At 64.1% G+C, this 24486-nt stretch carries 22 protein-coding genes; 7 read left to right on the top strand and 15 right to left on the bottom strand.

The annotated features are described in order from the left end of the window. Nucleotides 1-242 precede the first annotated feature (242 nt). The 5 genes from C811_RS14775 to C811_RS14755 form a co-directional block, all read right to left on the bottom strand. Nucleotides 243-1238 (bottom strand): acyl-CoA dehydratase activase, encoded by a 996-nt coding sequence (locus tag C811_RS14775; protein WP_016310504.1) that lies wholly within the window; start codon nucleotides 1236-1238, stop codon nucleotides 243-245. Further along, nucleotides 1235-2434 (bottom strand): hypothetical protein, encoded by a 1200-nt coding sequence (locus tag C811_RS14770; RefSeq protein ID WP_016310503.1) that lies wholly within the window; start codon nucleotides 2432-2434, stop codon nucleotides 1235-1237. Before C811_RS14770 ends, C811_RS14775 begins: the two co-directional genes overlap by 4 nt. Continuing rightward, nucleotides 2427-3452, bottom strand: a complete 1026-nt coding sequence (locus tag C811_RS14765) for an acyl-CoA dehydratase activase-related protein (RefSeq protein ID WP_016310502.1) — start codon at nucleotides 3450-3452, stop codon at nucleotides 2427-2429. The genes C811_RS14770 and C811_RS14765 overlap by 8 nt, the downstream gene beginning before the upstream one ends. Nucleotides 3453-3546: 94 nt before the next feature. Next, complete coding sequence (locus tag C811_RS14760) at nucleotides 3547-4317, bottom strand: DnaJ domain-containing protein (protein WP_016310501.1); 771 nt, start codon at nucleotides 4315-4317, stop codon at nucleotides 3547-3549. A gap of 12 nt (nucleotides 4318-4329) precedes the next feature. Continuing rightward, on the bottom strand, nucleotides 4330-5544 hold the full coding sequence (locus C811_RS14755; protein WP_016310500.1) for a putative ABC transporter permease: 1215 nt from the start codon (nucleotides 5542-5544) through the stop codon (nucleotides 4330-4332). Nucleotides 5545-5672: 128 nt separating this feature from the next. On the opposite strand from C811_RS14755, the gene C811_RS14750 reads away from it, so the two are divergent. Beyond that, entirely contained in the window at nucleotides 5673-6107 is a 435-nt protein-coding gene (locus C811_RS14750; protein ID WP_016310499.1) for a hypothetical protein, read from the top strand. A gap of 79 nt (nucleotides 6108-6186) precedes the next feature. Further along, nucleotides 6187-7554 carry a hypothetical protein gene (locus C811_RS14745; protein ID WP_016310498.1) on the top strand — a complete coding sequence of 456 codons (1368 nt, stop codon included), beginning with the start codon at nucleotides 6187-6189 and terminating at the stop codon, nucleotides 7552-7554. A gap of 395 nt (nucleotides 7555-7949) precedes the next feature. On the opposite strand, the gene C811_RS14740 is transcribed toward C811_RS14745, so the two are convergent. From C811_RS14740 to C811_RS14720, 5 genes are all read right to left on the bottom strand, one after another. Further along, on the bottom strand, nucleotides 7950-8840 hold the full coding sequence (locus tag C811_RS14740; RefSeq protein ID WP_016310497.1) for a DUF4013 domain-containing protein: 891 nt from the start codon (nucleotides 8838-8840) through the stop codon (nucleotides 7950-7952). A gap of 368 nt (nucleotides 8841-9208) precedes the next feature. Then, on the bottom strand, nucleotides 9209-10528 hold the full coding sequence (locus C811_RS14735) for an MFS transporter (protein ID WP_016310496.1): 1320 nt from the start codon (nucleotides 10526-10528) through the stop codon (nucleotides 9209-9211). Nucleotides 10529-10831: 303 nt separating this feature from the next. Next, complete coding sequence (locus tag C811_RS14730) at nucleotides 10832-12127, bottom strand: MFS transporter (protein ID WP_022926683.1); 1296 nt, start codon at nucleotides 12125-12127, stop codon at nucleotides 10832-10834. 22 nt (nucleotides 12128-12149) lie between these two features. Next, on the bottom strand, nucleotides 12150-12980 hold the full coding sequence (locus C811_RS14725; RefSeq protein ID WP_016310494.1) for a creatininase: 831 nt from the start codon (nucleotides 12978-12980) through the stop codon (nucleotides 12150-12152). Between the two features lie 114 nt (nucleotides 12981-13094). Then, on the bottom strand, nucleotides 13095-14261 hold the full coding sequence (locus C811_RS14720; protein WP_016310493.1) for a DMT family transporter: 1167 nt from the start codon (nucleotides 14259-14261) through the stop codon (nucleotides 13095-13097). Nucleotides 14262-14653: 392 nt separating this feature from the next. Between C811_RS14720 and C811_RS14715 the strand changes: the two genes are divergently transcribed. The 4 genes from C811_RS14715 to C811_RS14700 all read left to right on the top strand — a co-directional run bounded on the left by C811_RS14715 (nucleotide 14654) and on the right by C811_RS14700 (nucleotide 18322). After that, nucleotides 14654-15184, top strand: a complete 531-nt coding sequence (locus C811_RS14715) for a TetR/AcrR family transcriptional regulator (protein WP_244874330.1) — start codon at nucleotides 14654-14656, stop codon at nucleotides 15182-15184. Between the two features lie 94 nt (nucleotides 15185-15278). Then, complete coding sequence (gene map / locus C811_RS14710) at nucleotides 15279-16163, top strand: type I methionyl aminopeptidase (RefSeq protein ID WP_016310491.1); 885 nt, start codon at nucleotides 15279-15281, stop codon at nucleotides 16161-16163. Between the two features lie 364 nt (nucleotides 16164-16527). Next, on the top strand, nucleotides 16528-17316 hold the full coding sequence (locus C811_RS14705) for a helix-turn-helix transcriptional regulator (protein WP_016310490.1): 789 nt from the start codon (nucleotides 16528-16530) through the stop codon (nucleotides 17314-17316). 139 nt (nucleotides 17317-17455) lie between these two features. Continuing rightward, on the top strand, nucleotides 17456-18322 hold the full coding sequence (locus C811_RS14700; protein ID WP_016310489.1) for a hypothetical protein: 867 nt from the start codon (nucleotides 17456-17458) through the stop codon (nucleotides 18320-18322). 173 nt (nucleotides 18323-18495) lie between these two features. Here the strand turns inward: C811_RS14700 and C811_RS14695 are convergent, their stop codons facing one another. Both C811_RS14695 and C811_RS14690 read right to left on the bottom strand, forming a co-directional pair. Next, nucleotides 18496-19620 carry an IS1249 family transposase gene (locus C811_RS14695; RefSeq protein WP_016308716.1) on the bottom strand — a complete coding sequence of 375 codons (1125 nt, stop codon included), beginning with the start codon at nucleotides 19618-19620 and terminating at the stop codon, nucleotides 18496-18498. A 419-nt stretch (nucleotides 19621-20039) separates the two neighbouring features. Continuing rightward, complete coding sequence (locus C811_RS14690; RefSeq protein ID WP_016310488.1) at nucleotides 20040-20591, bottom strand: hypothetical protein; 552 nt, start codon at nucleotides 20589-20591, stop codon at nucleotides 20040-20042. A gap of 125 nt (nucleotides 20592-20716) precedes the next feature. Here C811_RS14690 and nrdD point away from each other — a divergent pair, with 125 nt between their 5' ends. Beyond that, nucleotides 20717-21037 (top strand): anaerobic ribonucleoside-triphosphate reductase, encoded by a 321-nt coding sequence (nrdD, locus tag C811_RS14685; RefSeq protein ID WP_016310487.1) that lies wholly within the window; start codon nucleotides 20717-20719, stop codon nucleotides 21035-21037. A gap of 89 nt (nucleotides 21038-21126) precedes the next feature. Here the strand turns inward: nrdD and recR are convergent, their stop codons facing one another. From recR to dnaX, 3 genes are read right to left on the bottom strand one after another with little or no spacing between them, the layout of a single operon-like run. Then, the gene (gene recR, locus C811_RS14680; protein ID WP_016310486.1) at nucleotides 21127-21723 is read right to left on the bottom strand and encodes a recombination mediator RecR; all 597 of its coding nucleotides are present in this window, start codon (nucleotides 21721-21723) and stop codon (nucleotides 21127-21129) included. Nucleotides 21724-21738: 15 nt separating this feature from the next. Then, entirely contained in the window at nucleotides 21739-22047 is a 309-nt protein-coding gene (locus tag C811_RS14675) for a YbaB/EbfC family nucleoid-associated protein (RefSeq protein ID WP_016310485.1), read from the bottom strand. Between the two features lie 56 nt (nucleotides 22048-22103). Further along, nucleotides 22104-24485 carry a DNA polymerase III subunit gamma/tau gene (dnaX, locus tag C811_RS14670; protein WP_016310484.1) on the bottom strand — a complete coding sequence of 794 codons (2382 nt, stop codon included), beginning with the start codon at nucleotides 24483-24485 and terminating at the stop codon, nucleotides 22104-22106. Nucleotide 24486: the final 1 nt, after the last annotated feature.

The raw sequence follows: 24486 nt of genomic DNA, 5'->3' as shown, positions 1-24486 counted from the left end.
TATCGACTCTCCCGAAAAAGAGAAGAGGCCGCTCGGCAAGCGGCCTCTTCGCAATCGGCGGAAACCAACGAGAGAAGATGCGGGAGGGCGGCGGGGCCGTTGGCCGAGGCCTCTGAACGCCAAAAAGAAAGGGTGGTCGAAGACCACCCAGTCAAAGCATGAAGGAGCGAAGCGCCTGAGCCGAAGGCGAACAGCGGAGCGGGGGCTCGGACAACGGCCCCGCCGCCCTCCCGCAGCCGCCCCTACGCCGTGGTCTTCACGGCTCCCTTGTCGCAGCGGTTGCCCCAGCTGTCGATGATGTCCTTGTCGCGGTAGACGCAGATGATCTCGCAGTGGTTGGCACACTTGTTGCACTCCACCTCGCGGGTCTTGAAGTCGAAGTCGAGCATGGCCTCGAAGTCGAAGGTGCCGCTCGCAAACGGGCCCGACTCGGCACCCTCGATGGGGCCCGCGTCGGCCGCCAGAAGCGCCGCGCCGAAGGCGCCCATGAGGTGCCCGTCCGGGTCCACCGCCACGGGCATGCCCAGCTGCTCCTCGAAGGCGTGCACCACGCCGGCGTTCTTGGACACGCCGCCCTGGAACACCACGGGCGCGGCGATCTTCTTGCCCTTGCCCACGTTGTTCAGGTAGTTGCTCGCCACGGCGTTGCAGAGCCCCGCGATAATGTCCTCGCGGGCGTAGCCCACCTGGATCTTGTGCACCAGGTCGCTCTCGGCGAACACGGTGCAGCGGGCGGCGATGTTCGCCGGCTTCTTCGAGGTGAGGGCCACGTCCCCGAACTCCTCCACCTCCACGCCCAGGCGATGGGCCTGGGAAGACAGAAACGAGCCCGTGCCCGCGGCGCACAGGGTGTTCATGGCGTAGTCCACGGCGATGCCGTCCGATACGCAGATGATCTTGGAGTCCTGGCCGCCGATCTCGAGGATGGTGCGCACATCCGGATGCAGATAGGTGGTGCCCACGGCATGGGCCGTGATCTCGTTCTTGATGACCGAGGCGCCCAGCATGGCGCCCACGAGCCGCCGTGCGCTGCCCGTGGTGCCCGCGCCCACGATCTGGAAGTCGTCGCCAGCCTCGGCCAGCTGGGCCTCAAGCTCGCGCACGACGTTCTTCGACGCCTCGGTGGGGTTGCCCTCGGTCCACAGATACGACCGCGCGATAATGGTGCGATTCTCGTCGATGACGACGCCCTTGGTGGAAATGGACCCGATGTCGATGCCTAAGTAAGCCTTGGTCATTTTCTCTTCTCCTTCTTCATGGCGAGCATGTCGTAGAACGCCTCGAGGCGCGTGTCCAGGCCGGTATCGGAGGTCTGGGAGTCGTAGGTGAGGTACAAAATGGGCACGGCGAAGTCCTCGCTCACCTTCTGCAGCACCGGGATGCAGTCGATCTCGGGGGTGCAGCCCGCCGACTTCGCGTGGATGATCCCGTCGAAGCCGCCCTCGGCGTACTTCTTCGCCGCGAGCACCGTTAAGGTGGAGGTGGGGCCCATATCGTAGGTGAGATAGTCCTTCGCGCCCACGCGCAGGTTCGGCTCGTTGTAGCGCAGATAGCGGTTGGTGAAGTTCAGCATGCGGTGCACTTCCACGCCCATGGCCACAAGCTTGTGGTCCAGCCCCAGATTGCTGCGCTCATCGATGGCGGTGAACATCTCCCCCACAATGCCGATGCGGATGGGATCGGCCGGCTTGTCCAGCGGAATGGCGCGCATCTCGCCCATGGCGTCGCGATAGGCCTGGGCGATGTCGCGCTCGTCGGCGCAGGCGCGCATGGCGTCCATGGCGCGCGCCCAGGCGGCGTCGAAGGCCCCGCGCTCGCGCTCGAAGCCGGCATTGGCCAGATAGAAGTCGCGCAGACTGTCCAGATGGGCAATCATGCGGGCCAGAGCCTTCATCTGTACCACGCCGTGGGGAATGTCCACATCCGGGTTCACGGTCTTCAGCACTTCCTTGGCCCAGCCGATATAGCCCTTCTCGATGCCATGGGCGAAGTTCAGCATGATGAAGTCGTAGCCCATGTCCCGCAAAATGGAGTCCTGCAGCTCGCCGTAATAGCCGAGCCGGCACGGGCCGCCGAACTGGATGAGGATGTCGGCCCCCAAATCGAGCGCCTCGGCGAAGTCGCCCAGAATGTGCTTGAAGGGGGTGCACACGTAGTCGCTGGAATTCTGCACGCCCACCTCGCTGGCGGTGCGGGTGGCCTCGGGCAGGGGCAGGTAGTCCACGTCGAGCACCTGCTCGCAGAAGAACTTGAAGGCCGGGTCGTAGTAGCAGTAGCGGAAGAACGCCGCCTTGGTGTACTTGTGGTGCTTGGCCTTGTGACGGGCGCGCTTGGCCGCCTTGCGATCGGCGTGCAGGCTCGGCGGCCGCAGCCGCTCCCGCTCGACGGACACCTTCGAGCGCACCTGCTCGATCATGGTCTGGGGCTTAGCCACGGACGTAGCCTCCCTTCTGCTGGAAACGCAGGATATCGACGAAGCTCTCCACGCGGGTCTCCACGCCGGCGGTGCCCGACTGCGCGTCGATCATCAGGTTCAGGATGGGCGTGCCCTGGATGCAGCGCATGATGGCGTCGTCGGTCATGGAGTCGGGGCCGCAGGGGAACGCGCTGATGAGCACGATGCCGTCGATGTGATCCTCCAGCATGAGGATGGCCCCGATAAGCTCGCGGTTGATAAGCCACGGCATGGTATCGGAGAACTCGAAGCTTTTCTTGTAGGCCTTGTCATGGTCCACCGCGTCGGCGTGCACCACCGTAGCGCCCATGTCGGAAAGTGCGTCCACCACCGCGCCCGACAGGTAGGGGTCGTGGGTGATGTAGGGATGGGCCACCACGAGGATGCCCAGAGGGGCCGCGTCGGCCGAAGCCGCGCCCGCGCCCCCGGCGGCCCCGCGCGCAGCCGCACGGCGCTCGTCCAGGGCGCGCATGAGGCGCACCTGCGCATCGGAGAGGGCCTTGTCGTGGGCCTCCTGGGCATCCCAGGCCGCCTTGAATGCCCGGCGCCCGTCGCGGGGCGACACCCCCATGCGCGCGGCCATCTCCTCGAAGGGACGGCGCACGTCCTTCATCTTGCGGGCGTCGCGCACCTCGCAGGAGACAACGCGCAGGTGCTGATCGCGAAAGGTGCTCTTCACCATATCGGTCGCCGACTGGAACTTCGTGCAGAAGCCGGCGCGATGGTCGCCCGTGGGATAGCTCGGCACGAACACGGCGTCGCAGCGACCGACAAGGCTCGCCACATGCCCGATGAACACCTTCGACGCCAAGCAGCACTCGTCCACCGACAGGCGCTCGCCCTCGTCGGCGATGGCCTTGTCGGTGGCGTCGCTCACTACGACGGTGCGGCCGATGCCCTCGAAGAACGTCGTCCACAGCACGCCGAACCGGTAGAACAGAAGCGCCCGCGGAATGCCCACCACGCGGACGTCGGCCCAATCTGTCGCTTGGGGCACGAAAACCTCCTCACACGGGAAGCGCCGCGAAGGCGGCGCACATTTCAGTCAATCGTTCATCTTAACACAGGGAAAACAGCTCGAGAGCACGCCCCTACAGGCAGCACAGAAACGGCTGGCAGAGGGTGGGACCGCATACGGCGCAGCAGCACAACGTGGAGGGATCGCATCCGGCCGAGAAGCCTCGCCGCTCGCTCTCCTGCTGGTAGGCCCGGGCCCGTGCGCCGATGACAGCCTCGGCTTGGCGGTAGTCGGCGTTGGTGGGCTCGGCCTTGCGGGCGGCGCGAATCTGGTCCACAGCGGCCACGGCGTTGCCGGCCCCGTAGTTCGCCAAAGCCGCCAGGTAGTACCACCGCCCGGTGCGCTCGGTCAGGGGCAGAGCCGCCAGCACGGAGAGGGCGGCCTTGTAGTTGGCCGCATCGATGAACAGCACCGCCTGGCGCAGCTCGGCCGAATCGGTGGCCGACACCTCGGGCCGTGGGATGGAGCTCGCCCGGGCCCAGCTGTTGAAGATATCGTCCCAATCCACCTCCACCCACTGGTACTGGTAGCCGCCCGGCCCCGTGCCCGCACCGCCCGCGCCGCCGGCGAAGGGGTTGCCGCCCGCGCCTCCCGGGCCGCCCCAGCCATAGCCGGGGTTGTAGGGCGCACTGTAGCGGCGCCGGGCGTCTTCCCGCGCGTACTTCTCAGGGTTCGTAATGCGGTCGTAGGCTTCGTTGATCTTCTTCAGGCGCTCCTCTGCCTGCGGATCATCGGGGTTCAGGTCGGGATGGTTCTCACGGGCCTTCTTGCGGTAGGCCTTCTTTATCTCGTCGGGAGAGGCGTCGCGCGCAACCCCCAGCACCTTGTACGGGTCGTCTACCATGGTCGTGCGCTCCTAGGAGGACCGGTGGGCCGCACCCGGGTCGATGCTCATCGACTCGAAGCGGTGCTCCATCCATTGGTTGTCGAAATGCTCGGCGCAGAACTGCTCGAGCGCATTGTCGGGCGCCGCGCCCGCCAAGCGGGAATACCAGCAGTCGAGCGCCACGAGCGTCATCACGCCGTTGAGAATCATGAGCGCGGCGCACACCGCCGTGATGGAGTAGCGCCAGCGCCAGGGGATGAGGTTCACCGTGTGCAGCAGCGCCGGCAGGGCCAACTTCACCCACACCACCCCGAGTGCGCCCCACATGCACATGAACATGAAATTGGTGCGCCCGTTGATATTGAGGAAAGTGCCGGTGTAATCCCAGGCCACCGCGCCAAAGGCATATTCCATGAACCAGCTGACGAAGTACTCGAAGGCCCCTCCGATAAGGGCGCTCACCAGAAACACCACGGGAACGGGAGCGTTGTGGAACCGATTGAGCGCAAGCGTCATAAGCAACGCCCCGAAGCCGTAGATGGGCGAGAAGGGGCCCCACAGAAGCCCGGCGCGATCCTCGTAGTGGCCGAAGTCCACCACGAGCACATGGTAGATGGACTCGATCACCACCCCGGCCACACTGGCGATGACGAAGATCCAGAACAGGTTGAAGAAGTCGAGCTCGATGAAACCCGCGCCCGACTTGTCCAGGCCGAGGATTCCCTCCTCCAGCTCATCGCGAGTCTCCATGAGGCGCAGCCGGCGCTGCAGCTCGCGCTCGTCGGACAGCGACGGATCCACAGCGACATGGGCCGCCACCAAGATGAGGGCCGCCGCGCCTAAAAGCCACAAGCCCTCATTCACCCCGTAGAGCATAAGGTCGCTCGCAAAGGCCAAAGCAAGCGCGATGGCCATGGACTCGGCGATGAGCCGCGCCCGTCGACGCCGGCCGCGCACAAGGCGCACGCCGAGCACCACCCCTGCTACAATGGCGAAGCACACAGCTGCAGCCAGCACGAGCGAGAGGATGACCGTCAACACCGAGTCGTCGCCGTAGGCTCCACCGGCGAACAGCTCCACCATCGCTACGACGACGCCGACCGCCTGCGGAATGAGCAAAACACCGCCTATCATGAGCAGCACGCCGAACACCTTGAGGCCCCAAGGCGTGCGCTCGCTACCGCTCCCGCTACCAATGCCGGGATCGGGCTGCAAGGGGGTTTGTTGGAGAAGCGTCGAATCCATGGCACTATGGTATCATGACCTCCATCTTCAGGCCCCAAGCCCACAACATGCCCGCAAGCTGCCACCAAGTTGAAACCGCAGCGCCGCACGGGGCATCACGGGGCCTCCATCCGACGAAAGGAGCCGCGGTGACATCAGGGCAGACCCCCATCGGCATGCGCTATCTCCGCGCCTTCTCCTATCTCCTCGGCCTCTGCGGCGTCATCGGGTGCGTCGCTGGCATCGCCATCGTCTACCAGGCCTTCGCCGACGGAGGGGCCGCAGAGGTCTCCTTGCCGCTTGGCTCGGCCGTCTTCGGCATTGCGGCCATCGCGGCCGAGGGCGTCACCATCGCCGCCGGCGTGCTGGGCGTGGCTGCCTCCTGCAACCAGCGCCGGGCTGGAGCCCTGTACACCACGGCATTGGCCGGACTCGTGGCCACCGTACTTGGCCTGGGGCTGTGCTACGCCACCGGCGCCGGAGTGCCCACCTCCCTCGTCTTCAACGGACTGCTCATGGTCATCTGCGCCGTTATTGCCAACAATCTGCGGAAAAGTCCGCCGCAAGATGGGCCCACGCTCTAGCCCAAGAGCACCCTTGTCGAGTACAATGCACCCTTAAGGGCCGCGGTTCCTCGCGCCCTTCCAAGGTTCAGGAGGAGTTATGACCGATATAGATCCGCAGAAGGGGCCGTCTGCCGCGCCTTCGAACGCCGCCCGCGAAGCGGCTGCCGCCTTCATCCAAAGTGCCGAGCAGAACCCGGCTGCCCAAAGCGCCGAGGAGGCCTATGGCACCGTCGGCGAGGCGCAGGCCCAAAACGTCAAGCACGGCCACGGCCTGGCCATCGTCATCGGGCTTCTCATCTGCGCGCTCGTGTGCGCAGGCGTGGCCGCGTTCCTGTTCACGAACGGCACCTTCAGCCATCGCGTCAGCACCGAGGAGGGCGATGCGCAGCGCGTGCCCCTCTCCGACGCCCGCGTGCTGGCCGCCTTCGACGAGGTGACCATGGACCCGCCGGACATCTCCAAGTACGCCTACGTGCCGCAGGACGCCCTCATCGGCCCCAAGTTCAACGACATCGTCGTGAATGAGCCGGTGAACCTGGGGGCCTCCAGCAACCAGGTCGTCCAGTGCACCGCCACCGCCACGGCCACATTCAAGAACAAGGGCATCGAGATCACCGTGCCCGTCACGCTGCCTTTCGACTACTCCGTCGAAGGTGAGACATGGGTTCCCGGCGATCTGACCCAAGGCGAGCCGACTGCCACGCCGCTGGCCTCCGCGAACGCAAGCGACATTCTAGCCGACCTGGACGACCACCTCATGGCCCACGATGCCACCTACGGCGAGGCCATCGCCGAGGCCACCATCGTGAAGACCACCTCTGAGCTGACCATCGACGGCGGCCCCATTACCGTGAGCCTGTCCAAGACCATCGAGGAGAAGAAGGAGGACGGCACGACCGTCAACGAGCTGCGCACCTGCGATGTGGTGCTGGCCGTGGCCTGGTCGCCCGAGGCTGGCTGGGTCGTCTCCGTGGCCGACGCCGGCGAGATCGACTACCAGCGCGACGAGATCCCCGATGCCGCAGCAGCCGAAGCCCAGGCCCGGGCCCAAGCCGCCGTGGAAGCCTCCGCCAACGATCCCATCAAGCTGGGCACGGTAAAATACGGTGACACCGTTACCCTTGGCGACAAGAAGGCGAGCTCGGCACCGGCCATCGGCACCATCCAGAAGGTGGAGAAGGCCGCCAATCTCGCCAAGGGCAACAAATACAGCAACAAGAATGCCACCGACAATGCCGATGGCAACGTGCAGCTCGTGCTGAAGCTGCGCCAGCCGGTGGAGCTGAAGCTGAACGGCACGGACTTCCGTCTTACCACGCTTGCCGTGGCAGTATCGGGCCTCGACGACAACGGCAAGAGTCTCATCGGGCGCCAGATCAAGTACATCAGCGGCCCCATGGAGGAATCCTTCGGCACGAGCTGGTGCCCCTTCGGCATCAAGACGCTGGAGATCGGCTTGAACTAAGCACGCCCCTGCGTAAAGTTGGGCCCCGACCTGCATCGGAACTGGCAGATCGGGGCCCAACTTGTATCGAAGCCGCGCGAATCGAGCCCCATCTCGCATCGATGCACCTACACCGCACGAATCGAACTCCATCTTGCATCGATGCACCTAAAGACGTGATTTGTGCAGATTTCAACCGTTCTACAATCGAGAATCTGTACAAATCAGGGCAAACCATGCAGACAACCCGCACAAATCGACCCATTTTATGCATCAATGCGAAGCGGGTCGCGATCTGCGCAGGTCGTCTGCCGAAAACCGGCTGATCCTGCTGAAAACCTGTCGGAAGGCCTTCACGCCAGCCCGCCCCAACCCTGGAAGCGAAAAAGTCGGCGGTTCGATCTCGCCATGAAGCACTACTGGGGCACGCCCGGATTCTGCGGACCAGCGGGCGTAGTGGGATACGTCGGCGGCACCGGCGCTACAAGCGTCGTCCACTCGGGGGCGTAGCGGGCCACCCAATGGCCGAGGCCGCGCATCGTGAGGGTCGAGGCCAGCGCCTCCGCAAAGCAGGCGAGCACGTACACGATGAGCGCTGCGAACAGGGTCGGTCCCGCAATAACACCAAGCAGACCCATTACCTCGCCAAAGGAGGGATCGGACGCCGCCGAGGCGGAAACGGCCATCGGCATCGCAGCGCCCATGGCCAGCAGCATAGCGAAGAGCAAGACCACCATCGACACCACCGCCACGATGAAGCCGACCACTACACCGGGCACGAGGGTCACCAACAGCAGCTGGCCCCAGTTGCGCTGAGCCACCGCCCACAGGTCCTTCACGGCGAACCCGTCGCCGATGGTGTAGCCCATGATCATGCGCATCTGCATGAGGCTCGCCGCCACTGCACCGGCCAGGCTCAGCGCCAACGAGACAAGGGCACCGAGCAGCGGGATAAAGCCCAGGATCATTCCTGCCACGCTGACGACAATACCCACCACCAGACCGATAACGAAGGCATAGAAGCCGTATTCGAAGTTCTTGCCCGTCACATACTTCGGCGGCATGGGCGTACGGCCGCCGAAGGGCACCTCGCGCGCCCAGTGCAGCAGATAGCCCGCAACCACGAAGTTCAGGATAGGCACGCACATGATAAGGCCGAGCACCACCAGTTTGCCGACGTAGCCCGGCGTCGTCTTGATGTCCTCCCAGGCGGCGCTGAGACATCCCTTGGCATACACCGGCTGCGATGCGGGCGGCGGGGCGGCAGGGGGTGCCGGCGCCTGCGGTTGATAGTTCATCTGATCCATGGCGATCCTTTCTCTTGGGGGCACGCGCCCCGACCTCATCACCGTTCATCAGCTCGTTTCGCGCGAAAACGCCTTGCGCGCGTCCTGTCGCCAGACGGCTGAGAAACCCACGTGCCCATTGTGACAGGTAGGGCTTACTGACATGCAATCAGTAGGAAAACCGTCATTTTTTCTGCAAAGGGACGCACGCAGCCCCGCAAGACCCAACACCGCCGGGCGGCCAGGAGGTCAGGCGGCCAGGAGGTCGGACAGTCAGGCGTTCGGACAGCCGGACAGTAGAACGGTCGGGCGGTCAGACGGCCAGACGGGCAGCCGGACGGCGAAACCGCTCCGCCGCGCAAAGCGCAGAACCCCAACAGCCGGCCGTCCTACTTCCCCGCCCCGCGCTCTTCCACGACGGTGTAGGCAGGCAGGATATTGCGCTTCACGATGCGGTAGCACAGAATAGCCGTAACGGGCATGCCAAGGCAGAGCACCGTGCCCACCTTGAACGAGGCCATGGTGCCGAAGGTGTCGATGATGGCGCCGGCCACGGTGGGCCCGAAGGCGGCCCCGCAGGTGTAGCCGGCATTCAGCCAAGTAATAGCCTCGGTAAGGCGCGCATCGGGCACGGCTCGCTCGCACACGCTGTTGGCCACGATGAGCAGCGGCGCGTAGGTGGCCGCCCCCAAAAGCGCCACGAGCATGAGCGTAGGCGCCGAGTCGATGAGAAACATCGTGCCGAAAGACAGCCCCACCGCGCAGGCGGCCACCACGAACTGCTTGGGCAAGGGCGCCCGCAAGCGCACCATGCCGAAGAGAAAGCCCATGGTCATAGACACCGCCCCCGAGGCCATGAGCACGGCGCCCGCGAAATCGGGGCTATGCAGATCTTCCGACAGCGACACGGTGGCTGTGTCGAACAGGCCCAAAAAGGAGCCGGCGAAGGCGTAGGTAACGAACAGCACCCGTACCGCCGCCGACGTGGCGAGCAAGCTCTTGCGAGGGGGCTGCTCCGCAACCACCGCCGGCTCGCCCTCCACTTCGGCCGCCGCGCTCGCCGCACCGGCGCCTCCGTCGCCCCAACCCGGCACCGGCTCGGTGGAGCGGGAGGCGCACAGCAGCACCACGCCCACGGCAAAGGCAACGCCGCCGGTCACCATGCCGGCCACCGGCGAGATGGCCGCTGCCAGAGCGATGGAAATAGATGGGCTGAAGATAAACGCCGCATCGTCGAGCACGCTCTCGTAGGAGAACATCGTGCGCAGATCGGGTGCCGCCTCGCCCAGACGTCCCGAGCGGATGAGGTAGGTCCACCGCGCACGAGCCATCGCCTGAGGACTCGGATAGAACCCAACGAGCAGTGCGCCGACAAACAGGGGCCACGCCGGACCATGAAGCGCCACGTTCGCCACAAGAATGACTAAGCCAGCCAGGGACACGGCAGCGGCCTTGGGCACCACGGCCGACTGGCCGCGCTCGTCGATGCGTTTGGACACCCGCGGCGTCACCACGAAAATGGACAGCGCGATAAGCGACGAGGAGAGGCCGGCCGTAAGAAACGAGTAGCCCGACAGCGTGATCATGGTGACCACGCCGATGTTCAGCATGGATCCGAAGAAACGCATGAGCAGACACGCGATATCGAAGGAATAGGCCTGTCGCACCGCCAGCACCTTCTTGTACACTCCCGGGCTCACCGCCGCCACCGCGCATCCCTTCCCTTCTTCCGCATCCGAGGCAACGCCCCTAGGGTAACACTGGGCCGCGCAGAATGAAATGGAAGATGCGTCAATGAACCGCAGTCGATCCTGAAACCTCCCACAACCAAGAGCCGAAGCACGCCTTCACGCAAAAGGACCCCGCAGCCAGGGCAGGCCGCAGGGTCCCGAAGCGCGCCTCGGTAAACGCCAGAAAACCGAGGACGCGCGCCGCCTGGAGAGCGTCGAAAGTCGGCACCTCAGAGGGAGCTGACCCCAAAAGAGGGCACAGGGCCAGCATCAACCAACCAACTACTCGATTTCATCCAGGGGTACCCCATTATAATCATGGGCCGTGAAGTACAAGATAATTCCAGCGACTGCGCTGATGGTCATCATATAGAAGGCCGGCATAAGCCCGTTGCCGGTCGCATCGATAAGCGCCGTGGCCACAAACGACGCCGTGCCGCCAAAGACCACGTAGGCCAGGTTCGATCCCAAAGCAGCGCCCGTGTAGCGCACTTCAGTGGGGAACATCTCAGCCTGGTAGCAGGCGATGTTGGCATCGTTAAGCGACAGCGTCACGCACATGATGAGCTCGGCGACGATGACAACGGGCAAGGCGGCCGTGCCCAACATGAGGAAGCACGGGATGGACAGCACGATGAACGCCCCGCACGCAATGAGCAGCATGCGCCGACGACCCACCTTGTCGGACAAGGTGCCCGCGCCGAAGATGATGAACAGATAGGCCACAAGCGCAATATCCGTGGCCAGCTGGGCCTGGGAGGCCTCCATCGCGGTGTAGCTCGTCAAATAGGTAGGCAGATAGGTCAGCACCAGGTAGAAGCCCACGGCATTTACCATGGTGGCGGCAATGGAAGACAGAAGGCGCTTGCGGTACTTCTTGAACACGAGGTGCGTAGGATGAGCCGCCTCCTTGTTCTCCTTCTCCATCTCCTTGAATGCCGGGGAATCCTCCAGCTTGGTGCGGATGTAGTGGGCGATGAAGCCGAGCGGGCCGGCCAGCAAAAACGGAATGCGCCAGCCCCACTCGATGATGGCGGCCTCGGGCAGCGCCATCTTCAGCACGAGGGCCATCGTGGAACCCGCGAGCAGGCCCGTGGCCGTCGAGGCCGGCACAAGCGAGCAGTAGCGGCCACGCTTCTCAGGCGGAGCGTACTCCGCCAAGAACACAGCGGCGCCGGAGTACTCGCCAGCCACCGAGAAGCCCTGGACGCTGCGCAGCACGAGCAGCAGGATAGGCGAGGCAATGCCGATGGCCTGATACGACGGCAAGCACCCGATGAGGAAGGCAGCGCCGGACATCAGCAAAACGGAAATGGCGAGCGACTGCTTGCGGCCCTTCTTGTCGCCCATGTTGCCCCAGAACATCGCGCCCAAGGGACGGAAGATGAAGGCCAGGGCGAAGATGGCGAAGGCCAGAAGCGTGGAGTTCACCTCGGATTCGGGGAAGAACACGATGCCGATGGTAATGGCGAAGTAGGTGTAGGTGGCGTAGTCGAACCACTCGATGAAGTTGCCGAGGAACGAAGAGGCGGCGACGCGCTTCAGGTCGCCATGGGGCTGGTCGGCCCCTGCGGACATGCCGCCCGAAGCCGGGCCATCGCTAGTTCTCATGGAAATCACCTGTTCCGGCAAACTCGTTCTCGATAGCAGCCACCATGTTGCGCACGGCCACATCGCGCAGGATCTCGCCCTTCTCGCGCGTAGAAGCGCCGGGGTGCGACAGGCAACCCGAGGGCGGCGTGTAGTCGGCCACAATGGGCAGCACATCGTAGTTGGGCAGCTCGGCAGGAAGTCCGGTGTACAGGTCGTCGTCAATGCGATCCATATCCACCAGGTCGGGGTGGAACAGCAGCATAAGCGAAGTTTCCATAACGCCGGCGTGCTCCAGATCCCAGCCGGTGAACCCGTCGGGGTACAGCGCCTCGATGGTGGCCTCGTCCACGAAGTCCCAGTAGGACAGCAGCTGTATCTTCACGTCCTTAATGCCCTCGGCCGATGCCTTCTCCAGCGCGAGTTCGGCTCCCTCGAAGATGAACTGGTAGTTCTCGTAGTGGCCGTTCATGAACACGATCTTGCGGGCGCCATCCTCGATGAGGCTGTAGCAGATGTCACGGGCCAGCGAGATGATGGTCGTGCCGGAAAGGGAGGTCGTGCCGGAAAGGTGGAAGCCGCCGCCCGAGCGCTGCTGGGAGCGGTAGCCGAAGTTGATGGCCGAGCACACGATGCCCTGGAGGGCACCGTTCGTGTCGGCGGCCAGGGCCTCGGCGGTGGCGCCGGCCATATCGCGCGTCAACGCCGCGTCGACGCACATGGCCATGTGGCTGCCGTGCTGCTCGAGAGCGCCCACGGGGATGAACACCACGGCATCACCGGCGAGTTTGTCGCGATAGGTGAACGCGTCCATCTCTTCCATAAACACGGATTTCTTCATGGTACCTCCTTGAAAGCAGGGACCCGCCCTCCCACGGGCCCGATGGACTGTAGAGCGAGCGGAGGGCCGGGCCTGCAATCCCTCTCCCGGCCTCCGCCCTGGCGGAGCGGTCGCCTAGCGATCGGCTTCCGGATGCTCCTTCTCATAGGTGTCGGCGGCCTCCTGGGCGCCATCGGCGATGGCGGCCAACTTCGGATCCATGCCGTCGGGGGTGGCGTCGATGAAGCCGGCGCCGCCCGCGCCCACCTGGGCCGCAAGCGCCACCTCGCCGTCCACGGCGGCATCGTCCACTTCCTTGTTCGCCGCGCTGGTGGCGAAGACGATCTGGGCCACGCCGCCGATAATGATAAGAGCGCCGCCGATGAGCTGGAAGGTGGTCATGGTCTCGCCGAACAGGCACAGGCCCAAAAGCGAGGCCATGATGGTCTCCTGGTAGGAGATGGCGGCCAACTCGCCGGCCTTCAGGCGCTTGGTGGCATGAGTGAGCAGGTAGAACGCGCCGAAGCCGGTGATAAGGGCAGCGGCGATGAGCCACAGCCAGGAATCGAGCGGCATGGTGAACAAGTTCCAAGGATGGGTGATGATCTGACCGGCCGCGTCGATCTGGGTCACACCGTTGACCTTCTCGGTGTAGGACAGCGGCTGCAGGCAGAAGTTATGCCACAGCAGCAGCACGAGAATGGCCAGCGAGGCGAACAGGAAGTTCCACCAGGAGCGCACGTTGGAATCGCAGTCCTCGCGATAGCGGGAGAAGAACAGGTACAGGCCGTAGGCCACGCCAGAGGCGAAGGCAATGGCGTTGCCGAAGGTATAGGTGGGATCGAGATCGAGCGTGAGGCCCTCGGGCGTCACGATGCCGACGATGAACAGCATGCCGATCACCACGGCCACGATGCAGAGAATGCCGCGCCAGTCGATCTTCTCCTTCAAGAAGATGGCGGCGAGTATCGTGGAGTAGATAGGACCGGTATAGATGAGGAACGACGCGTTCGCGAGCGTCGTGTACTGGGTGGACAGGCAGTACAGGCCCGACAGCAGGCCCAGGAAGATGCCGGAGAGCAGCATCATGCCCGAGAAGCGCGTGGCCTTCACCTTCTTGAACCCACCGATGAACAAGAAGATGATCGTAAGCGCGATAAGGCCCGCGAAGTTGCGCCAGAACGACACGAAGTCGCCCGGCGCGTCGATGAAGCGCGTGAACGCTCCGATGCCGCCCATCAGCGATGACGAGGCGAACATCATGATAAATCCGATGAGCTTGTACTTTGCCCGTTCGTTCATAGGAACCCTCTTTCCTATCCGATCCTGAAGGCACTGGATAAGAGCACCTCCTCCTGTGCATTCGATTGTGGGGGACGCCTTGCGCCCAGCGCAAAGGTCGTGTTTCTAAACCTGTTCCCCGTAACAGAATGTCAGAGGGATTTTGTTTGAATCGCAGGACAAAAGGGGCAGAATGTAACAGAATTGGAACAAGGGGGAACTTCTGTCGTTCATCCCTGGATACATTGGTTGACATGTCGCCAACAAAGCTACATCGATCAGGTACTATGCTTTTGAGGAGAACATGACCGACCACATATGCGTACTCGAACCGAGCAGAAGGCGGCGTTCCCATGATCACTGACCTCACCTTAGGCGAGAATATTTTCAGTTCACCGGAATTGAGCACCAAGATGAGAATTCTGCACGCCGTGGACAAATCTCTCGACCAGATCACCGTCGCCGAAATCTGCCGCAATGCGGGCATCTCGCGTCAGACGTTCTACCGCCATTTCGAGAGCAAGTACGACATTCCCTGGTGGTACTCCATCTTCTGCCGCCAGTTCTACCTCAACGAGATCGGCCGCACTATCGATTGGCAGACCGGCTACTACCATCACATCCGTCTCATCGCCCAGGAGCGCGACTTCTTCCGCGAGTCCATTCAGTACTCCATCAACACCCCTTTCGGCCAGACCATCATGCCCGAGAACCGTAAGACGGTGCTGCTAGACACCCTGGAGAACTACCGGCACGTACCCGTGACCGATAACCTGCGCTTCATCGTGGAGGTGTTCTCGAAGCTGGAATGCGAGGTGCTGAACGACTGGTTCCGCTCCGACGAGCCCACCGATCTGGCCCGCTGGACCGACGACCTGGTCAGCCTCGTGCCCGATCGGCTCTACCGCGCTCTTGACATCTCGAACGCCGAGACGGCCCGCTAGCGCGGCGCACGCTCCGCGGCAACGGCGCGAGGAAAACTTGTAGTACCATGGGCGCTGAACAGTTTTCCTCAGCGAACATGCAAGGAGATGCGTCATGTACGATGGACTGACGAGCCCCGGCCGCAACGACGAATGCTGGTGCGGCAGCGGCAAGAAGTACAAGAAGTGCCACCTCGACTTCGACGAGCGCCTAGAAGGGCTCTTCGAAGCCGGCGAGGACGTGCCGACCCGCGATCTGCTGAAGACCGCCGCCGACATCGAGGGCGTGAAGCGCTCGGCTGCCGTGAACGTGGGCGTGCTCGATTACGTGGCCGAGCGCATCGGGCCCGGCGTGACCACCGAGCAGATCGATACGTGGGTGCACGACTACACCGTCGAGCACGGCGCCATCCCCGCGCCGCTCAACTACGAGGGCTTCCCGAAAAGCGTGTGCACCTCCGCCAACGAGGTGGTGTGCCACGGCATTCCGAGCGCCGACGAGGTGCTCGCCGAGGGCGACATCGTGAACGTGGACTGCTCCACCATCCTGGACGGCTACTTCTCCGATTCCTCCCGCATGTTCTGCATCGGCGAGGTATCGCCCGAAGCCGCCGACCTGGTGCGCGTGACCAAGGAAGCCGTAGAGGAAGGATTGAAGGCCGTGAAGCCCTGGGGGCATTTGGGCGATGTGGGCGCCGCGGTGAACGAGTACGCGAAGGCCCACGGCTACACGGTGGTGCGCGAGTTCGGCGGCCACGGCATCGGCCTGGAATTCCACGAGGATCCCTTCGTCAGCTTCGTCACCGAGCCGGGAGAAGGCCCCATCATGGTGCCGGGCATGATGTTCACCATCGAGCCCATGATCAACGCCGGCGCCCAGGAGATCGACATGACCGATCCCAACGGCTGGACGGTGCGCACGGCCGATAGGTCGCTGACAGCCCAGTGGGAAGTGCAGATCGTCGTCACTGACGACGGCTACGAGCTGCTCAGCTGGTAAGGGCCACCGTCGAGCGCGGCAGAGGGACGCGATTCCGGGGACGTCTGAGCGCCCCCTGGAGAACGCGATTGCCAGGCAATAGCTTCCACTTCAGCATCGGCGATTACGGGATGGTACCGAAATGCGTGCGTCGTCTTCGCTATTGCCATGATCGCGTTCGGAAGGGGATGAGCGCGAAGTCGGCCACGGAATCGCGTCCCTCTGCCGCGCTCGGCACCGAGTCGCTAGCCTGACCTGGGGTTGGCAACCGCAGGGCGCTTGAAAATGATGCCGCAAGTTGGTGGATTCGGCTCGCCGGCTACCGTAGAGTGGAGTGCGTCGACACCGCCTGATCGATCGCATATTCACCCCGAGAGGACCCGCTATGAGTTTCCGAGACAACCTGCAGTATCTGCGCGCCACCCACGCCATGACCCAAGAGCAGCTGGCCATGATGGTGGGCGTGAGCCGCCAATCCGTCACCAAATGGGAGGCCGAGCGCGCCTACCCCGAGATGGACAAGCTGTTGAAGCTGTGCCAGATATTCGACTGCACCTTGGACGAGCTGGTGACGGGCGACCTGACTGCCACCTCCCCCACCCCGCGGGCCCAGGCCGCCGCTGCCGCCATGCGCGAGAACGCCGGCGGCCCACCCCTGGACGTATGCGGCTACGACGAGCATATGCGCGCTTTCGCCACGAAGATCGCCGCCGGGGTCTTCTCCATTCTCCTGGGCGTGTCGCTGCTTATCTTCGTGGGCACCGCCGCCGAGCGCTTCAATCCGAACCTGGAGGCCCTTACGCTCATTCCGCTATTCGTCGGCATCGGCGTCGGCACCGCCCTCATCCTCACGGCCTCGTTCCAGCATGCAGAGTTTCAGCGCAGCCACCCCTACGTCCAGGACTTCTATACCGCCGACGACCGCCACGCCACCCAGCGCTCCTTTGTGATCAACCTCGTCGCCGGCATCTTCCTCATCTTCGTCGGCATCGTGGGAGCGAGCCTCACCGATGGGAGCGGGGACTTCGTCGAGGGTATCGCGAGCGGCTTCATGATGGCCCTCATAGCGATAGCGGTGTGGCTCATCGTGCGCGCCTCCATCCTGCTGTCCCGCGTGTACGTCGCCAACTACAACGAGGCCCGCGAGCAAGCCATGGCCGAAAGCGACATGTGAGGCGCACCGTGGCGTTTTGCGAAACGGTGGCGGAAATCCTACGGTCGCCATACGATTAGCGCGCCGCTCCGTTTTCGGGGCGGCGCGCTCCTTATGCTGACAGGTGTTCTATCGTCCCCGTCCCTGAGAGGAGCTTTCCATGGCTGAGAACACCCATCCGACGCCTGGCACCTCTGCCGGCTACGCCGCCGAGGGCCGCGAGCTCGAGCAGGAAGCACTCGAGAACAGCAGCTACCCCGTCGCCGAGGCCCACCCCCTTCCCGACGACGAGGCCGCCGGGCGCGTTCTCGAGACCGAGAGCCTATCGTGCGGCGAGCCCGCCCGCGCATGCGGCGACATTGAGTTCGCCTCCGCGGGAGACACAAGCGAGATGCTCGGCGAAGTGCTGCAATCCCAGGAGCTAAACCCTGCCGAGCCGGCCGTGACCAACGAGCCCGTTCCCCTGGAGGGCGCGGCCCCCACCGTTCCCGCCGCCGATGCCGGCTACGTCGCCGAAGGCCGCGCCATGGAGCGCGAGAACCTCGCCCAATCCTATCCCGGCCAGCCTATCGCTCCGGGCGCCCCCGCGACCGTCGCCAACCATCAGGCAGCCTACCAGGCAGCCTACGGTGCCCCCAGCGCGCCCTCGCAGTCGGCCGCTGCAGCGTGCCAGCCCGGCCCGGGCAACGCCGGCGTCTGCGACCCCCAGGCTGCCGTTCGAGCCGCTACCCTCAAGAAGCAGTCTGCGAGCCTCGATCCCGAGCGCGTGTTCCTCATCTGCGGCATGGTGGTGGGCTGCATCATCGTCGTGTTCGGCCTGTGCATGCTGGCCTTCTACACTCCCGCCGAGGTGAGCGAGTTCTTCGACAGTTACCGCATGAACGGCACTGCCGGCTGGTCCGAAACCGGCGCCACGGCCCAACAAATCCTAAAGGCCGGGTTCTCCATGCTGCTCATCGGCCTGGGCGCCACCGACATCTGCGCCTTCGGCGCCAAGCTCATGAAGGGCCGTAGGCATCAAAAGTAACGGCTAAAGTTTTTGTTTTGCTTTTTCTATGATGCTGCTATAATGGTCAACGACTTACGAGGAAGCGTCCAAGCTTCGCATAGATGAGGGTTCTGTTTTTGGAGGGGACAGAACCCTTTGTCTTTTCGGGTTAGGTCTCAAAAAGTGTGTCTAGGCGTATTATTCACTACTGTCTAGAACCAACCCGTCTCCTTTGATCCACTCATTCTCATCTCACTCCATTCCGGCAGAGATGTTCCATGTTCATCAGGCGCCCCATCTTCGTGCTCTGATCTATTGGTGGCGAGCATGAACAGCCCTGCGACCTCTTCGTCCGTCTTCATCGTCTTGAGCATTTCCGCTTCACCGACTTTGTACTCGGAGTGCAGATAGCACCACCAAAACGCAGCCTTGGCACGGCGTATGGTTGTAAGTCCCCGATGATGTTGAAGCATGAGTCGAATCTGGGCGTTGACGCCACCTTCGATCACGTTGTTGGTCGAGTCCCATACTCCTCCCAGACTCTCCTGCATCTCGGCGAACGTGAACAGCGTCCTGTCCCGGACGAGACCGTTGAGGGAATGCCGCGCGCTCCTGAGACGCTCGTGGACGTATTGTTTGCGGCCGTCCTTCAAGGTGAATTCACGCAGGAACCTCTCCCATTTGGAGCACCATTCCGCATAATCCGCCAGCCACTTCGCTGCGCCATCCGCTCCTTTGATCTTCGGAAGGGCGCGGGCAAGATCGAGCAGTTCCCGGCCGCAGTCGAGCTTCGGGCGCATGGTCGTCCTGCGTATTACCTGCCTCCTCACATGGACGAGACAGCGCTGTACCGAGGTGTCGGGCCATATCGCCTTCGCCGCTTTCTTGAAGCCCGATCCGCCATCGGTGACCACCATGGTCGGAGGCGCCACCTTGGCCATGAGGGCCGCCCAGGATGCCGAGCACTCGCTCTCGGCCAGATGCCATGCCACAACATGCCTTTTGGTGCAGGCGATAAGCACCACGAGCCGTTTGGAGATATAGATCCCGTCAACGAACAGGACATCATGGACCTCACCGGCAAAGTCCGGCAGCGGCCAAAGGGACCAAAATCTCTGCGCCCGACGCTCGAAGGTCGCCTTCGAACACCTCTGTTCCTTGAGCGAGCCCTTACCCATGAGCCACCCGAGGAATGCCTTAAGCTGCTTGGCGGAATTGTCTATCCGATGGGTTTTGGATGCCCCGCAGGACTTGCAGCGCCACCTCTGAGCACCCGCTTCGGTCTTGCCGTTTCTCTTCATCGATGCCCCGCATGCGCCGCACTTTGGATTGTCCACACCAAGCTCCCGTCCAGATTCAACTTTTCTTTGGGAAAAGAATGTCTGAACAGGGACGTCAAGAGCAAGCCGGACACACTTTTTGAGACTCCCAAAAGTTGGGCCGTACCAACTTTTTGACCTAAAAAGAGCTATATGATCTGGGAGAATGTATGATTCTTAGACACACCTTTTGAGAATTAACCCGGTTCCGCTCTTCGCTCCCCGACCTCTTCCTCTGCCCACACCATAGCCCTGGGCGCCGGCGCAACCGCACGGCACCGGACATGCCCGAGCTGGATCGCCCCGAATGCCAGGACGGTCCCGTGCGGCGCAGGACGTAGACCTGGGCCCCGCGCCAACAAGGAGGCCCTCTCCGGAATAGCGGGGAGGGCCTCATGGCAGAGAGCCGCAACGGGCGCTCGATGGCGGCTGGGACGCTACACGGCGAACACCACGGAGCAGACGCTCAGCAGGATGGCTCCGAACACGAGGGTGAACACCATCATGGGCCACACGAACTTGAACCAGTGGGACATCTTCATGTCCAGCATCTGCAAGGTCGCCATCACCAGGCCAGTCGGCGCGATGTAGAGCATGGCGTACTGACCGAACTGATAGGCGGCCACGATGATCCAGCGCGGAATGCCCACGGTGTCGGCCAGCGGCGCGAAGATGGGCATCGACAGCACGGCCAGACCGCTGGAGGAGGGCACCACAAATCCGAGCACGAAGAAGATAAGCAGCAAGCAGATCACGAACATCGGGCCGCCGATGAACATCACGAGAATGGACAAGGTCACGAACTCAGCTGCCATCTGCGGGAACCACCAGCCGAGGTTCATGACGCCGATGATCATGATGACGAAGGCCATCACAAAGATCACCAGCACGATCTTCTTGCGAATCGAGAACTCATGAGCTGCCGCGCTGTTGTTGTCCAGCTCCCACTGGGCATTGAACTTCTCCCCGTATACGCGGAAACTTTTCAACTTCTCGGGAACAACCGTTGTATCTCCCAGATATTGTGGTAGTATTCTCAATCGCTAACTACATATGGTGAACATTTGGGATCGCAGCGGCTAACCGCTCGTTCCGCCGACAGCAAGGAGCACCCATGGAGAACAAGACCATCGACGGCGTGAAGGTGGCCGTGAACTACGCCCAGGCAAGCGACGCCCCCGTCTCCGACGAGGAGATCGCCGCCTACATCAAGCGCGCCCACGACAAGTACCCCCATGGCCAGCTGGAATCCCTCACCTTGGACGTGGACGGCGAGGATGTGGGCATCCACTACGGGCTCGCCCCGGTGAAGTTCGACCGCATCCGCCGCATCACCGGCTATCTGGTGGGCACGCTGGATCGCTTCAACGATGCCAAGCGCGCCGAGGAGCACGACCGCGTGAAGCACGAGGTTCCCTCCTGCTGCATCAAGTAGCACCTCCGTGTTCAAACGCAAGAGGCGCCGCTGCGAAATTGCTCGCAGCGGCGCCTCTCTTTTTGCTTTCAGAGGTGCGAAGGCACGGCTTACAGCGGCAGGCGGCCCTCCAGAGCACGGCCCAACGTCACCTCGTCGGCGAACTCCAAGTCGCCACCGACGGGAAGCCCGCTGGCGGGACGCGTCACCTTCACACCCAAGGGCTTGATGAGCCGAGCCAGGTAGGCGGCCGTGGTCTCCCCCTCGATGTTGGGGTTCATGGCCAAAAGCACCTCGCTCACCTCTTCGCGGCCTAAGCGCGCCATAAGCTCGGCAATGTGCAGCTGATCGGGGCCGATGCCCTCCATGGGCGCGAGCACGCCGCCAAGCACATGGTACACCCCGTTGAACACCGCCGTGCGCTCGATAGGCGGAATGTCGCGCGGCTCGCTCACCACGCAGATGACCGACCCGTCGCGCTTGCCACTCGCGCAGATCTCGCACACGTCGCCCTCGGCGTAGTTGAAGCAGCGGGCGCAGAAGTGCACGCCCGCCTTCACTTCGCGGATGGCATCGGCCAAACGCAGCGCCTCGGCCGCGTCGGTATTCAGGATCCAGTAGGCCATGCGCTGGGCCGATTTGGGCCCCACGCCGGGAAGCCGCTCCAGCTCGTCGAGGAGCTTTTGGATGGAAGGCGCCGCCTGCACGGGAAACCCCTGCGACTACATCAGGCCGGGGATCTTCATGCCGCCCATGATGGCGTTCATGCGGGCGTTCGCCGCCTCGGAGGCAGAGCGCAAAGCCTCGTTCACGGCGGCCGTCACCATGTCCTGGAGCATCTCCACATCCTCGGGATCCACGGCAGCCGGATCGATGACAATGCCGGTAATGGCGCCGTCGCCGGTGGCCGTGGCCTTCACCATGCCGCCGCCGGCGGAGGCCTCGAAGGTCATGGCGGCGATCTCCTCCTGAGCGGCCGCGGCATCGCGCTGCATCTTCTGAGCCTGCTTCATCATCTTCTTCATATCCATAAAAGGGACTCCTTCTGTCGAGTTGAACGGTGCGGACTATTGTAGGCCATCGGGCTCTAGGACATTTCCTGGAATGTGATGCCGTCACCGAATCCAAAGGCCAAAGACGCGTTCAGGTCGTCATCGTCGGGCTCGGACACGGGGTTCGGCGACGGACCCGACACCGAGTCGGGCTCCGGCGGCAGCGTCGTAGCCGGCGCCATGGCCGGTGCGGGCGCAGCGCTCGGGGCGACCGGCGCAAGTGTCGGGGCCGCGGAGAGGGCGGAAGGGGCGGCCGGGGCGGCGTCGGGCTCCTCGAAGGGAATGTCGGCGTCGTCGTAGGGAACGTAGTCGTCGTAGGGCGGCCGGTCGTCGTCGGGCGCCGGCACGGGAGCGGCCGCGGGCTTGGGCGCCGCGGGGGCGGGAGGAGCAGCTTCCCAGGGGGGCACCTCCTCGGGGGCCGCCGGAGCGGGGCGCGGCGCCGGTGCGGGCGAGGGGGCAGCCGGGGCCGGAGTCGGAGCGCTCGCCGGCGGAGCGGACGGCGCAGACGGCGCGGCAGCGGAAGCTCCCACGCTCGCCGCGGCACGGGCGGCGGCAGCGGCCACGGGATTGGGCTGGGCCACCCCGCCGGCCGAGGGCGCGGCGGCCGCCACGGCAAACGCCCCCGCGCCCGAGCCGGCCTTACGCAGCTCGAAGGGAATGTCGCAGCGCGCCTCCTGGCGCAGGGCAGCAGCCAGCTCCTGCTGCACATCGGGCTTCTGCACCGCGCGGAAGGCGAAGTCGTTTTCGGCGGGGAACTCCACAATGAGGGCCCGACCGTCAAAAACGGCCTTGGTGTTCATGAACAGCACACCATAGGCGGCCTTGGACTTCTTGAGCGAGGCGAGCACGCCGGCCCACAGCCGCTGCAGCGAAGCGGCATTACCCAGGATGGCCGCCACCTCGGGGGGCACCGCGCCCGAGGCGACCGGGGAAGCGGCCGCGGGAGCCGGGGCCGATGCGGGCGCTGGCGCAGGGGCAGGGGCCGAAACAGAAGGAGCAGGCGCGGCTTGCGGCGCCGGCGCGGAAGCCGAAACAGCCGGCGAAGCCTCGGAGGCAGCCGGCGGCGCGGCGGCAGGCGCCGGGGCCGCAGGAGCGGGACTCGGCGCCGGAGCAGCTGGAGCCTCAGGCGGCGCAGCAGGCGCCGACTGAGCGGGCGTTGGCGCAGCGGGTGCCACGGGGGCCGGAGTCGGAGCGGCAATGGGCATCGTCGGCGCAGGCGCACTTGCCGGCACGGTCGGAGTGCCGGCGGACACCGCAGCCACCACGGCTGCACCCGCCAACTGGCGCTCCAATCGCTCGATGCGCTCCGCCAAAGCCTCCAAAGTGGTGTCCGACTCGGGGCGCACCATGCGCGTCAAGGCGATCTCGAAGGTGAGCCGCGGATTCGTGGACGTCTTCAGATCGCTCGCCACATCGCCCAGCACCTCCAAGAGCCGCGCCAGACGGTCGGGACCGAACAGCGGCAGTTCCTCGGCCAGCTCGCGGCGCGTCGACTCGCTCACATCCAGCACCACGTCGGCGCCGGCCACGGCCATCACATACATGTTGCGCACATGCTCGGCCAGATTCCCCACAAACTGCGCCATGTCGGCACCGGTCTCCACGTACTCGGCCACCCACTTAAAGCACGCGGCCGCATCCCGCGCGCCCACGGCCCGCACGATATCGGCCAGATCGGTGGAGTCCACCGCGCCCAGCATGCGCTCGGCCACTTCCATAGTCACCGCGCCGTCGCCGAAGGCGATGAGCTGCTCAAGCGAGGTGAGCGCGTTGCGCATGCCGCCCTCGGCCCGGTGCGCGATGAGCTCGAGCGCCTCCCCTTCGAACTCCACGTCCTCGGCCGTGCAGATAGCGCCGAGGCGCGACACCATGGCCTCGGTGGAGATGCGGCGGAAATCGAAGCGCTGGCAGCGCGAGTGAATGGTCTCGGGCACCTTCTGCGGATCGGTGGTGGCCAGAATGAACACCACATGGCTCGGCGGCTCCTCCAGCGTCTTCAGCAGCGCGTTGAAGGCAGCCGTCGAGAGCATGTGCACCTCGTCGATGATGTATACCTTGTAGCGGCCGCGCGTGGGGGCGAACTGCACACGCCCGATAATCTCCTCACGCACGTTCTCCACGCCCGTGCGGCTCGCGGCGTCCAGCTCGTAGACATCCGGATGCTCGCCAGCGGCAATCATCTCGCAGTCGTCGCACGTGCCATCGGGCTCGGCGGTGGGGCCGTTTTCGCACAGCAGCGCCTTGGCCAGAAGACGCGCGGTGGTGGTCTTGCCCGTGCCGCGCGGACCGGTGAACAGATAGGCGTGGCTCACCTTGTCCTGGGCGATGGCGTTCTTAATAGTGCGCTCGATGTGCTCCTGCCCGACCACGTCCTCGAAGATTTGCGGTCGGTACTTGCGGTAGAGAGCCTCTGCCATA

It is taken from the genome of Adlercreutzia caecimuris B7, assembly GCF_000403355.2.
Lineage (GTDB): Bacteria > Actinomycetota > Coriobacteriia > Coriobacteriales > Eggerthellaceae > Adlercreutzia > Adlercreutzia caecimuris.
Note: the sequence above shows the minus strand (reverse complement) of the source record. Positions and strands in the feature narration are given on the sequence as shown.

Bases quoted from the DNA above. Each gene is read 5' to 3' on its own strand.
- C811_RS14740 (WP_016310497.1), bottom strand. From the start codon at position 8,840: ATGGATCAGATGAACTATCAACCGCAGGCGCCGGCACCCCCTGCCGCC.
- C811_RS14720 (WP_016310493.1), bottom strand. From the start codon at position 14,261: ATGAACGAACGGGCAAAGTACAAGCTCATCGGATTTATCATGATGTTC.
- C811_RS14755 (WP_016310500.1), bottom strand. From the start codon at position 5,544: ATGGATTCGACGCTTCTCCAACAAACCCCCTTGCAGCCCGATCCCGGC.
- C811_RS14725 (WP_016310494.1), bottom strand. From the start codon at position 12,980: ATGAAGAAATCCGTGTTTATGGAAGAGATGGACGCGTTCACCTATCGC.
- C811_RS14730 (WP_022926683.1), bottom strand. From the start codon at position 12,127: ATGTCCGCAGGGGCCGACCAGCCCCATGGCGACCTGAAGCGCGTCGCC.
- C811_RS14705 (WP_016310490.1), top strand. From the start codon at position 16,528: ATGAGTTTCCGAGACAACCTGCAGTATCTGCGCGCCACCCACGCCATG.
- C811_RS14745 (WP_016310498.1), top strand. From the start codon at position 6,187: ATGACCGATATAGATCCGCAGAAGGGGCCGTCTGCCGCGCCTTCGAAC.
- C811_RS14675 (WP_016310485.1), bottom strand. From the start codon at position 22,047: ATGGATATGAAGAAGATGATGAAGCAGGCTCAGAAGATGCAGCGCGAT.
- dnaX (WP_016310484.1), bottom strand. From the start codon at position 24,485: ATGGCAGAGGCTCTCTACCGCAAGTACCGACCGCAAATCTTCGAGGAC.
- C811_RS14760 (WP_016310501.1), bottom strand. From the start codon at position 4,317: ATGGTAGACGACCCGTACAAGGTGCTGGGGGTTGCGCGCGACGCCTCT.
- C811_RS14715 (WP_244874330.1), top strand. From the start codon at position 14,654: ATGAGAATTCTGCACGCCGTGGACAAATCTCTCGACCAGATCACCGTC.
- nrdD (WP_016310487.1), top strand. From the start codon at position 20,717: ATGGAGAACAAGACCATCGACGGCGTGAAGGTGGCCGTGAACTACGCC.
- map (WP_016310491.1), top strand. From the start codon at position 15,279: ATGTACGATGGACTGACGAGCCCCGGCCGCAACGACGAATGCTGGTGC.
- C811_RS14775 (WP_016310504.1), bottom strand. From the start codon at position 1,238: ATGACCAAGGCTTACTTAGGCATCGACATCGGGTCCATTTCCACCAAG.
- C811_RS14700 (WP_016310489.1), top strand. From the start codon at position 17,456: ATGGCTGAGAACACCCATCCGACGCCTGGCACCTCTGCCGGCTACGCC.